The sequence below is a fragment of the uncultured Fretibacterium sp. genome (assembly GCF_938040765.1).
Taxonomy (GTDB): Bacteria; Synergistota; Synergistia; order Synergistales; family Aminobacteriaceae; genus CAJPSE01.
Window position 1 is genome coordinate 1 of sequence record NZ_CALIAA010000124.1, and the last position, 10,528, is coordinate 10,528.

At 64.5% G+C, this 10,528-nt stretch carries 9 protein-coding genes; 8 read left to right on the forward strand and 1 reads right to left on the reverse strand.

Annotated elements, in window-relative coordinates; translation table 11 throughout:
- Nucleotides 1-1,371: 1,371 nt before the first annotated feature.
- Nucleotides 1,372-3,426 (reverse strand): methyl-accepting chemotaxis protein, encoded by a 2,055-nt coding sequence (locus tag Q0176_RS04630; protein WP_299299702.1) that lies wholly within the window; start codon nucleotides 3,424-3,426, stop codon nucleotides 1,372-1,374.
- A gap of 614 nt (nucleotides 3,427-4,040) precedes the next feature.
- Between Q0176_RS04630 and Q0176_RS04635 the strand changes: the two genes are divergently transcribed.
- From Q0176_RS04635 to Q0176_RS04670, 8 genes are read left to right on the forward strand one after another with little or no spacing between them, the layout of a single operon-like run.
- Nucleotides 4,041-5,129 carry an ATP phosphoribosyltransferase regulatory subunit gene (locus Q0176_RS04635; RefSeq protein WP_299299704.1) on the forward strand — a complete coding sequence of 363 codons (1,089 nt, stop codon included), beginning with the start codon at nucleotides 4,041-4,043 and terminating at the stop codon, nucleotides 5,127-5,129.
- Nucleotides 5,126-5,737: an ATP phosphoribosyltransferase gene (gene hisG, locus Q0176_RS04640; protein ID WP_299299706.1), complete on the forward strand. Its 612-nt coding sequence runs from the start codon at nucleotides 5,126-5,128 to the stop codon at nucleotides 5,735-5,737. Before Q0176_RS04635 ends, hisG begins: the two co-directional genes overlap by 4 nt.
- Nucleotides 5,734-6,837 (forward strand): histidinol-phosphate transaminase, encoded by a 1,104-nt coding sequence (locus Q0176_RS04645; protein ID WP_299299708.1) that lies wholly within the window; start codon nucleotides 5,734-5,736, stop codon nucleotides 6,835-6,837. Before hisG ends, Q0176_RS04645 begins: the two co-directional genes overlap by 4 nt.
- A complete protein-coding gene (gene hisB / locus Q0176_RS04650) occupies nucleotides 6,824-7,417 on the forward strand; it encodes an imidazoleglycerol-phosphate dehydratase HisB (protein WP_299299710.1) in 594 nt (197 codons plus the stop codon). Before Q0176_RS04645 ends, hisB begins: the two co-directional genes overlap by 14 nt.
- A gap of 31 nt (nucleotides 7,418-7,448) precedes the next feature.
- Nucleotides 7,449-8,162: a 1-(5-phosphoribosyl)-5-[(5-phosphoribosylamino)methylideneamino]imidazole-4-carboxamide isomerase gene (gene hisA / locus Q0176_RS04655; protein ID WP_299299712.1), complete on the forward strand. Its 714-nt coding sequence runs from the start codon at nucleotides 7,449-7,451 to the stop codon at nucleotides 8,160-8,162.
- 45 nt (nucleotides 8,163-8,207) lie between these two features.
- On the forward strand, nucleotides 8,208-8,993 hold the full coding sequence (hisF, locus tag Q0176_RS04660; protein WP_299299714.1) for an imidazole glycerol phosphate synthase subunit HisF: 786 nt from the start codon (nucleotides 8,208-8,210) through the stop codon (nucleotides 8,991-8,993).
- A gap of 8 nt (nucleotides 8,994-9,001) precedes the next feature.
- The gene (gene hisIE / locus Q0176_RS04665; RefSeq protein WP_299299716.1) at nucleotides 9,002-9,679 is read left to right on the forward strand and encodes a bifunctional phosphoribosyl-AMP cyclohydrolase/phosphoribosyl-ATP diphosphatase HisIE; all 678 of its coding nucleotides are present in this window, start codon (nucleotides 9,002-9,004) and stop codon (nucleotides 9,677-9,679) included.
- Nucleotides 9,676-10,467, forward strand: a complete 792-nt coding sequence (locus Q0176_RS04670) for a histidinol-phosphatase (RefSeq protein WP_299299718.1) — start codon at nucleotides 9,676-9,678, stop codon at nucleotides 10,465-10,467. Before hisIE ends, Q0176_RS04670 begins: the two co-directional genes overlap by 4 nt.
- The last annotated feature ends 61 nt before the right edge of the window (nucleotides 10,468-10,528 follow it).

The window sequence follows — 10,528 nt, forward strand, 5'->3', positions numbered from 1 at the left end:
TAAAAGAATGATTGTGGAGGACATGCAAGGATAAAACGCGATTTTTGGGGTTACCCACAATATACACAGGAGTTGTCCACAAAAGAGGGTTTCATGGAGCTGGAATGTAGGTCGATGAAAAAGGCCGCCTTGAGGGGCATCCGCTTCGTTTTCGTAGATTGTCCAGGGGCGGTACAACCGGCTTTCAAGCTTTTTCCCTTTGCGAGCTCATCCGCAGGCTGATTTTGGGTCCTTTGCAAGCCAGGTAAAGTTGCAGGGGAAAATCGCCCGGGAAGAAGCCGCCCGAAATGAACATCCACAAACGCACCCAATTGACTCCTCTGCAGCGGAAGGAGATCGATCTCAAGCACCACAGAGAGCATGTCCCAGTTGCCCTGCTGGCCGAGGAGTATCACGTCTCCCCTCCGACGATCGATAAGATTCCGTCCCAAGGCCACAAATGTGACTGCTCCGTTCACAATGGCTGTGCCCATGTTTCCCTTGTCTACACCGAAGGTGGCTCTCGCCGACTTCATCCGGGAGCTTTATGCTCTTGTTACGCCCGATGGGACGGCGGGTTCCGCCGCACGTTTTCCGGAAGAGGTGTTGGGGGAATGGGCCTGTACGATAGAGACGGCCCGTAGAGATAACGGCAAAGACTTTCAAGGGAATCTAAGGCATCATGCTTTTGCGGAGCTGTCATGAAAAACGGCATTGAGCGGAAGTTCGCGCGCCCGGCACCCCCCAGGAACAAAGGCAAGGCGAAACGAGTCCTGCAAAGGTCCATGAAGATGTGGATAAGGAGCATTGCGACTCTCCGGAGCATCGCGAAAGATCACCAGCTTGTTTTCTCAATGGCTGCAAAGGGCTCAAGCCTCACAAAGCTCTAAGGGTTTTGACCCCGGAGAATAGCTCTGTTCATGCTTTTTCTTTTAGGATTTTGTAAACGGCCCTTGACTTCCTGACACCTGCTCATTCCAAGCCGCCTTCATTCGGGAGAGAAGCCAGGGATAAAGGATAGGGTAAAACGACATCTCTCCGAGGCGAGATGTCGGGCTGTCGAAAGCCTTCAAGGATGGACTTTCTGTGCCTTTACTCCCGGACGATTCCCCTTTATAGGGAAATGCGGGGGGACGATGTCGTCGAGGTGGTCCGAAGTAGTCCGGAGTGGTCCGGATTTGAAATGCGCGGGCTGAGCCTCATGGAGTCGAGTTCTCATCCCCGATGTTTCACGTGAAACATCGGGGCCTTTGAGGGATTGGGAACTCAATGAATGCTCCTTCAAACGTCCCCCAAACTTCAGGATAAAAGGGATTCGGCGCCAAAAAAAGGAGGGCACTCGGCAAAGCCCTATCCGGGATCGCCGAGCGCCCTCCTTCTCGGAAGCGGAAGCTACTGCTTTTGTGGAACGATGCCGCCCCGATTGTCGAGGATGAAGGACCCGATGAATCCCTGAAGTTTCTCCGCCGTCGAGGCCAGGCTTTGTGCGGCCCCGGCGATGGATTCCGCGGCCTTGGTCGTCTCATGGGCTGCGGTCTGGATCGAATTGGTGGCCTCGACGACATCATGATTGGCGTCCGTGACGTGCTGCACCGCCGACGTCATCTCCTCGGAGGCGGCGGCCTGTTCCTCGGAGATCGCCGCGATGTTCTGGATGGCCTCGTTCAGGCGCGCTATGGCGTCCATGGCCCCATTCAGCCTCTGCTGCGTTGTCTCCGCCGTAGCCGAGGTCTCGACCAGCAGCTTCTCCGTCTCCTCGGTCGCCTCGATGGAGCTCTCGGAGTGCTTCTGAAGGCCCAAGATCAACTTCTCGATCTCCTGTGCCGCATGCCCCGATTCCTCGGCCAGCTTGCGCACCTCCTCGGCGACGACGGCGAACCCTCGCCCGGCGTCCCCGGCTCGCGCGGCCTCGATAGCCGCGTTCAGCGCCAGGAGGTTGGTCTGGTCGGCGATGGAGGTGATCGTGGTCACAAAGGAGGAAATGGCATTGACGGATTGTCCGAGCTCCCGAATCTGGGCGATGCTTTGGCTGGACTTGTCCTTGGCCTCCTTCATCCCCGCGACGACGACCCCGACCTCGTCGACGGCATTCTTGGAGACGTCCGCCACCCGGGAGGCCTGCTCGGCGCTCTCGGTGGCGCTTTGTGCGCTGGACTGGGCGCTGTCGGCAATCTCTCCGATGGAGGCGTGAGTCTCCTCCGTTGCGGAGGAAGCGGAGTTGACGACGCCGTTGACGCGCTCAATGGAAGCGGCAACCTCCTCCATCGAGGCGAGGGTCTCCTCGGAGAGGGCCGCCAGGGTGTCCGCCTGCTTGGAGGTCTCGTCGGCCTCCGTCCGGATGTTGTGGAGCGTCTCGGAGACGGAGGAAAGCATCGCGTTGAGCTCCCGGGACATGACGGCCAGTTCGTCGCGTCCGGATTCGTTGAAGCGGACGGTCAGATCTCCCTTGCTCAAGGTTGCGGTGGCGGCGCTCATACCCTTGAGAGAGCGGGAAAGGCTGCGCATGATGGCAAAGATGAGGAAGCCGATGACCAGAAGCGCCGCTGCGGCGATGACGATGAGAAAGACCGTCAGGCCGTGCACCATGGCCTCGATCACCGAGATCGGGAAGAAGACGATGAAGAAAAAGTCGTGGCCGGCGGGGGCGTAGAAAACGCGCCGTCTTTCGCCGTTGTTTACGTAATCGGCAAAGCCCGTCTCCCCGTTGAGGGCCTTTGCCGCAAAGGCGTGCACGGACGCGTCGAAATCCCGCCCGTTCAGAATATTGCCCTTCAAAACGTAATTTTTGTCGATGTAGGCGACGAGAGTGCCGTCCTTCTGGGCCAGCGCGCCCGCCCCGTGTCCGAAGACCTTCTGCCCGACCACAAAGGCGCTCAGCTTGTCCAGCTCGACCTCGATGGTCGCCACGCCGATCAACCTGTTGTCGTCGTCGTAGACGGCCTTGGTCGCCGCGAGCACGAGCTTGCCCGATGCCGCCTCGACGTAGGGCTCCGTAAATTTGGTCGTCCCATGATCGGCCACGGCCCGCTGATACCAGCTCCGCGTCCGGGCGTCATATCCTGCGGGAGCCACCCACTTGCCCTCCGAGCTTGCGATGGCGAGCAACCCCGTGGACTCCAGGGCCAGGTACATGTTCAGGATGTTCTTGTCCTCGGTGTTCTTCAGCATTCGCTCGCAGAGCAACTCGACGTTCTTCGCCCCGAGCTCGGGATTCGCTGCGTCGTTGTAGGTCTGGCGCATGGCGGCCGCGGCGATGTTCACGGTCATGATGTAACGATCGAGCTGATCCTCGAAGATGTGCGCCGCGTTTACGGCAATCTCGGTGCCGGAGCTCTTCAGAAAATTATCGAGCATGGTTCCCGACCGGACATAAGTGATGCCGGTCATCAACAGGATGACCAGAAAAATAACCCCTGCGATCAAACGCAGCTTCCCTCGAATTGTCATAGAAAACCCTCTTTTCATATGGTTGTGAGGAATGTGAAGAGCCCGACTTATTTACCGACCTGCCTCGCTTTTCAAAGAACACTCCAATGCGTTACCCTGAAAAATCGACTCGAAAACAAAGATGAGACGATAGAACGACAGCGCCGCAGTAGAAACGAGTCATCCATCTCCTGTGATCGTAGACGATCTTCCTTTTCATCCCCTCCTCCGAACACCTCCATGCCTTGAGGCTGCCGCCGGCAGCCCTCCCGAAAATCCCAAAAACAATCCGCCGCCAGGAGCCGATTGGTATCGTCATTGCGTGTAAAATGTTCTCGAAACACCTCCGCTCTCCGGACGCATGTCGTAATGGATTCGGAAGATGCCGTCGCAAAGCCCCTCCTTCGTCGATCCACGAGGAACGGCAGGAGCCCACAAAAAACCAGCTGCGGCGCTTCGGGCCGTTCGGGCCGGATCCGCACGGTCTCCGTCTCGTTCATTCTGACATACTCTGTCTTGCTTGACAATGTTTTTTTATTGCCTCGACCGATTGTCCCCCGAAATGAGGTGGTGTAGAATATCATTCATTGCTTTAGAGTGATAACACGAAGAATTAAAGAGAGGCGTGAGCTGAGATGGATTTATCCCCCGATATCCTGACCCGGGGAGAGCGTGCGGTCCTGACGCTTCGGCAGCTCTACGAGGGCTACGGTTACCGCCGCTACCGGATCGAGAAGTTCGAGCCCTACGACCTGTATCGGGAGAACAGGGATTTCCTGAACGAGGAGACGGCGATCACCTTTCCGGACTCGCGCGGACGGCTCATGGCGCTGAAGCCGGACGTTACGATGAGCATCGTCAAGAGCTACGAGCCCGGCGCCGTCCCGGCGAAGTGGCATTATGCCGAGAGCGTGTTCCGCCGCGGGCGGGATGGGGACTTTCGCGAGATCCGGCAGATCGGGATCGAGTCCCTGGGCGGCGACCCCCTCTACGCTCAGGCCGAGGTGCTCCTGCTCGCGCTGAGGAGCCTTGCCGTGTTCTCCGGGGACTTCGTCCTGGCGCTGGGGCACCTGGGGCTTCTCGCCCGCTCGCTCGAGGGCGTTCCCCTCACGGAGGCGGTGCTGGGCTGCGTGCGCCACAGGAACCTCCACGACCTCGTTCGCCTGATCGGGGAGGAACGGGCGCGGCCCCTGGCCCGGCTGATGCGGCTTCCGCAGGAGCCGGATCGTGCCCTCGAGGCGATACGGGAGGTCTTCCCGGACCGGGGTGCGGAGGAGGAGCTGAGCGAGCTGGAAACCCTCTGCGGCGTCCTCGAGGCGAGCGGCCTGGGAGGACGCCTGCGCCTCGATTTCGCCGTGGTCCAGGGGCTGGACTACTACAACGGACTGTTCTTCCAGGGCTTCGTCAACGGCCTGCCCAGGCCCGTGCTGAGCGGCGGGCGCTACGACAACCTGCTCGAGAAGCTGGGGAAGCCCTCGGCCGCCGTGGGGTTCGCCGTCTACCTCGCCGAGCTCGACGCGCTGTTCCGCGACGGGCCGCGCCCCGTCGACGTCGCCCTGGTCAACGAATGCCCCGACCTCCGCGCGGTCCTCGGGCGGGTGGATGCCTGGGTGCGGGAGGGGCTGAAGGTGCGCGTCTGCCGCAGCCGCGCGGAGGCCGTGGGAGCGGCGTCGGTGCGGCGCATTGATGCGGCGGGAGAGATCCGGGAGGAGGGAAGGTCATGATCCGCCTGGCCATCCCCAAGGGGCGTCTGAGCGAGTCGGTCGCCGACCTGCTCCACAGGAGCGGCTACGACTGCGCCGGACTGCGGAACGGGTCGCGCAGGCTGGCCTTCACGATGGGCGACATCGAGGCGACCCTCGTCAAGCCCAGCGACGTCGCGGTCTACGTGGAGCATGGTGCGGCGGATATCGGCGTCGTCGGGAAGGACGTGCTGATGGAGGACGAGCCGGACGTCTTCGAGCTCATGGACCTCGGGTTCGGGGCCTGCCGCATGGTCGTCGCGGCCCCGGCCGGGTTCTCCGACGACCCCTCGCGGGTCCTGCGCGTGGCCAGCAAATATCCCCATGTGGCGGGGGAGCATTTTGCCCGGAAGAACCGGGCGGCGGAGGTCATCGAGCTGCACGGGAGCGTCGAGCTGGCTCCGCTCGTCGGGCTCGGCGACGTCATCGTGGACATCGTCGAGACCGGGACGACGCTTCGGGAGAACGGGCTCGAGGTGCTGGAGGAGATCGCGCCCCTGAGCGCCCGCCTGATAGCCAACCGCTCCCGCTATCATTTCATCCGGACGGCGATCGAACGCCTGACGGATCCCTGGAGGGCAAGATCATGACGCGGCATTTCCTGGATCCCAGGCTCGCGGGGCTTGTCCGCTACGTTCCCGGCGAGGTGCCGCGGGACGGGCGGCCCGTGATCAAGCTGAACACCAACGAGAACCCCTTTCCGCCCTCTCCGGCCGTGCTGCAAGCGCTTTCCGCCGCCGAGGCGGAGAGGCTGAACCTCTACCCGGACCCGGAGGCGCGGGGCCTGACCCGCGCCGTCGCCGAGCGCTTCGGCCTCGATACGGGCCGGGTCGTAACCGGGAACGGGAGCGACGAGCTGCTCGCCTTCTGCTTTCACGGGTTCTGCCCGAGGGGGGCTGTCTTCGCCGACGTCACCTACGGGTTCTACCCCGTATTCTGCCGGATGTTCGGGGTGCCCTTCGAGACCGTACCGCTCCGGGATGATTTTTCCCTGAACGTCGACGACTACCGGGGCCGCAGGGAGACGGTCTTTCTGGCCAACCCCAACGCGCCGACCGGGCTGGCCCTGGCGCTCCCCGACGTCCGGAGGCTGCTGGAACAGGACCGGGACCGCCTGACGGTCGTCGACGAGGCCTACGTCGACTTCGGGGCGGAGTCCGCCGCGCCCCTGCTGGACGAGTACGACAACCTGCTGGTGATCCGGACCTTCTCGAAGTCGCGCCAGCTCGCCGGGGTCCGGCTGGCCTTCGCCCTGGGGTCGAGCTCGCTCGCGGCCGATCTCATGACGCTGAAGTTCGGTTTCAACCCCTACAGCGTCAACGCTCAGGCCCTGGCGGCCGGTGAAGCGGCCTTGAGGGACGAGGCGTACTTCGAGCGCACCCGGCGGGAGATCATGAGGAACCGCGAGACCCTCCAGGAGGGACTGAAGGCGCTCGGCGCGGAGGTCGTTCCCTCGAAGGCGAACTTCGTCTTCACGCGCCCCCCGGCGGACGCCGCGTCGCTCCACCGTATCCTGAGGGAGCGGGGCATCCTGGTGCGCCACTTTCCGGATGAGCCCGGCAGGCCCGCACGGACCGGGGCCTGGCTCCGCGTATCCGTGGGGACGGCCGAACAGGTGGGGGCGTTTCTGGACGCCCTCCGGGACATCCTGCGGGATATGAGGAGGGGGACGGCCGATGCGGCGCTCTGAGATCGAACGGGTCACGAGGGAGACCACGGTCCGGCTGACGCTGGACCTGGAGGGCAGCGGACGCCATGACGTCCTGACGGACTGCGGCTTCCTCGACCACATGCTGGAGCTCCTCGCCTATCACGGCCGCTTCGACCTGACGGTCCGTGCGTCCGGGGACGCGCGCGTGGACTTCCACCATCTGGTCGAGGACGTGGGGATCGTGCTGGGGACGGCCTTGAACGAGGCGCTGGGAGACCGCCGCGGGATACGCCGCTACGGGCAGCGCCTCCTGCCGATGGACGAGGCCCTCGTCCTCGTGGCCCTGGACGTGAGCGGAAGGTCCTTCCTCCGCTTCGAGGTCCCGATGCCGCAGGCGCGGGTCGGCGCGTTCGACACGGAGCTCGTGCGCGAGTTCTTCGAGGCCGTCGTCCGGACCCTGGGGCTGACGCTGCACATCCGGCTCCTCTCGGGGGAGAACGCGCACCACGTCATCGAGGCGGTCTTCAAGGGCTTCGGCTGGGCCCTCGCCGAGGCGGCCGGGCCCGACCCGGATTTTCGGGATGAGATTCCGTCCAGCAAGGGGGTCCTGAACTTATGAGCATGCCGATATCGGGCCGCGGTGCCGGGCGATGAGGCTCTACCCGGCGATCGATCTGCTGGACGGCCAGGTCGTCCGGCTGGAGCAGGGGGACTTTCGGCGCCGGACCTCGTATTCCGTGGAGGCATGCGAGGCGGCGCGGCGCTTCCGCGAGGCGGGGGCCGAGTGCCTGCACGTCGTGGACCTGGATGGGGCACGGGGCGGCCGGGCCGCCAACCACCGGCTGATCGAGGCGATCGTCCGCGAGACGGAGCTCTTCGTCCAGGTCGGCGGCGGCATCCGCACGGAGGAGCGCGCCCGGGCCTATCTCGACGCCGGGGCCGGACGGGTGATCCTGGGCTCGGCGGCCGTCTCCGACCCGGATTTTCTCGACCGCTGCCTGGAGCTGTTCGGGGACCGCGTCGCCGTCGGCGTTGACCTGCTGGACGGGGAGGTCATGACCCACGGCTGGGAGCGGGGCTCGGGCCTCGACGGGCTGGAGTTTTGCGGTAGACTGGCGGTGCGCGGCGTCGCGACCGTCATCGCGACCGACATCGCGAAGGACGGCAGGCTGGAGGGGACCAACCTCGCGCTGTACGAGCGGCTGAGGACCTCAGGGATCCCCAACGTCATCGCCTCGGGGGGGATCTCGTCGCTGGAGGAGCTCCTCGCGCTGCGCGGCCTGGGGGTCTCGGGGGCCGTCGTCGGCAAGGCGCTCTATGCGGGGCGGCTTCGTCTGGAGGAACTCGTTTGCGCACTACGCTGAGGAAGCGCTGACTCGATCGGCGCTTTCCGAACTGGAGGAGAGATCATGACCGTAAAACGCATCATTCCCTGTCTCGACATCAAGGACGGACGGGTCGTCAAGGGCGTGCGCTTCGAGGGGCTGCGCGACGTGGAGGACCCTGTCGTCCTCGCCCGCTTTTACGACGACAACCAGGCGGACGAGCTGGTGTTCTACGACATCGCCGCCAGCCGGGAGGGCCGGCCTATCTTCATCGAGCTCCTGCGCCGGGTCGCGGAGTGCGTCCACATCCCGCTCATGGCGGGCGGGGGCATCGCGGACCTGGAGGACTTCGACCGGGTCCTGGACTGCGGCGCCGACAAGGTGAGCGTGAACTCCGGGGCGCTGCGCGATCCGGAGCTCCTCCGATGGGCGGCCGAAAAGTACGGCAGCCGGCGCGTGGTGCTGTCGATGGACGTGCGCAGGGTGGGGGAGGTCTACCGCGTGTTCGCGGAGGGCGGGCAGACGGACACGGGGCGGGACGCCCTGGAGTGGGCCCGTCTGGGGGAGGAGCTGGGAGCCGGGGAGATCGTCCTGAACAGCATCGATACCGACGGCGTCCGGGGCGGCTTCGACCTGCCGATGCTCGAGGCCGTGGGCCGGGTCGTGAGCGTCCCGATCGTCGCCTCCGGGGGAGCGGGGACGATGCAGGACTTCGCCGAGGCCTTCCGGATCCCCGGTGTGGGCGCGGGCCTGTCCGCCGGGGCCTTCCACTCGAAAACGGTCCTCATCCCGGAGCTGAAACGCTATCTGAGGGAGCGGGGGGTCCCGGTCCGCATCGAGGAGCCGCTCGAGGGCCGAGGGGAAGGATAGGGTCGGATATGAGGATGGACCTCGAACTCGACGTCGGCGCGCTGAGGTTCGACGAGCGGGGGCTGATCCCGGCGGTGGTCCAGGACCTCCGCAGCCGGAAGGTGCTGACGCTGGCCTACATGAACCGCGAGAGCCTGGAGATCACCCTGCGCGAGGGGCGCACCTGCTTCTACTCGCGCAGCCGCGGGACGCTCTGGCGCAAGGGGGAGACGAGCGGGAACGTTCAGCGCGTGGCGTCCGTGCGGCCCGACTGCGACGGGGACGCGCTGCTCGTGGAGGTGGTGAAGGACGGGCCGGCCTGCCACCGGGGGACCGACTCCTGTTTCGACGGTGCGGAGGCGGAAGGTACAGGGGCGGAAAAGAAAGGGGACCCGCGCCTCACAATCGACGACCTGTACCGGCTGCTCCAGGACCGGAACGAGAGGCGGCCGGAGGGCAGCTACACCACCTACCTGTTCGAGAAGGGGCTGGAGAAGATTCTGAAGAAGTGCGGCGAGGAGGCGACGGAGGTCGTCGTCGCCGCCATGAAGGGGTCGAGGGAGGAGACGATTTACGAGCTGGCGGACCTCTGCTACCATGCCCTCGTGCTGATGGTGCAGTGCGGCGTGACCCTCGACGAGGTGCGCGGCGAGCTGGCCTCCCGGCACGTCGTCGACCACAAGGTGAAGCAGGAGGCGCTTCGGTGATCCGCTCGACCCTTCACAACCACACGACGCTCTGCGACGGCCGGAGCTCGCCCGAGGAGATGGTTCGGGCGGCCGTCGCCGCAGGGCTTACGGACCTGGGCTTCAGCGCCCATTCTCCGGCCCCCTTCGATGCGGGATCCCTGAGGTCCGAGGCGGAGTACCGAAGGACGATCCTGGGGCTGAGGGAGAGGTACGCCGGGACCCTCCGCATCGTCCTTGGAATGGAGCAGGACTATCTGGCCCCGGTGGCCCGCCGTTCGGACTACGACTTTCTGATCGGTTCCGTGCACTTTTTGAAGGTGGGCGGTGAATGCCTTTCCGTGGACTGGGACGAGGAACGGTTCGCGGCGCTCCTGGCGGCGATGGGGGGCCCGGAGAGTGCCATCCGGGCCTATTACGCGAGCGTTGCGGACATGGTGCGGACCCAGCGCCCGGACGTCGTCGGACACTTCGACCTTATAGGCAAGTTCAACGCGGACGAGCGCTTTTTCAGGGAGGACGAAGCGTACCGAAGGGCCGCGCTGGAGGCGCTGGACGTCGTGATCGGGAGCGAATGCGTCCCGGAGCTGAACGCCAGCGGGTTCCGCTGGCGGGGACGGCCGTACCCGGACGGTTTTCTGCTGCGCCGGCTCCGGGAGAAGAACCGCCTCCTGACCCTGCAGGCGGACTGCCACGACGCCCAGGCCCTCCTGCGCTTCATCCCGGAGGCCGCCGAGGTCCTGAGGCAGTTCGGTTTCCGCTCGACGCTCCAGTGGATCGACGGAGCTTGGCAGGAGGTCGGGCTTTAGGGAAGCGCCAGGTCAAAAGTGCATTCAAGAAGGAAGCGCCGTCGGCGCTTCCTTCTTGTCC

Coding starts and splice junctions, on each gene's coding strand:
- Q0176_RS04630 (WP_299299702.1), bottom strand. CDS start 3,426: ATGACAATTCGAGGGAAGCTGCGTTTGATCGCAGGGGTTATTTTTCTG.
- hisG (WP_299299706.1), top strand. CDS start 5,126: ATGATCCGCCTGGCCATCCCCAAGGGGCGTCTGAGCGAGTCGGTCGCC.
- hisF (WP_299299714.1), top strand. CDS start 8,208: ATGACCGTAAAACGCATCATTCCCTGTCTCGACATCAAGGACGGACGG.
- Q0176_RS04645 (WP_299299708.1), top strand. CDS start 5,734: ATGACGCGGCATTTCCTGGATCCCAGGCTCGCGGGGCTTGTCCGCTAC.
- hisB (WP_299299710.1), top strand. CDS start 6,824: ATGCGGCGCTCTGAGATCGAACGGGTCACGAGGGAGACCACGGTCCGG.
- Q0176_RS04635 (WP_299299704.1), top strand. CDS start 4,041: ATGGATTTATCCCCCGATATCCTGACCCGGGGAGAGCGTGCGGTCCTG.
- hisIE (WP_299299716.1), top strand. CDS start 9,002: ATGAGGATGGACCTCGAACTCGACGTCGGCGCGCTGAGGTTCGACGAG.
- hisA (WP_299299712.1), top strand. CDS start 7,449: ATGAGGCTCTACCCGGCGATCGATCTGCTGGACGGCCAGGTCGTCCGG.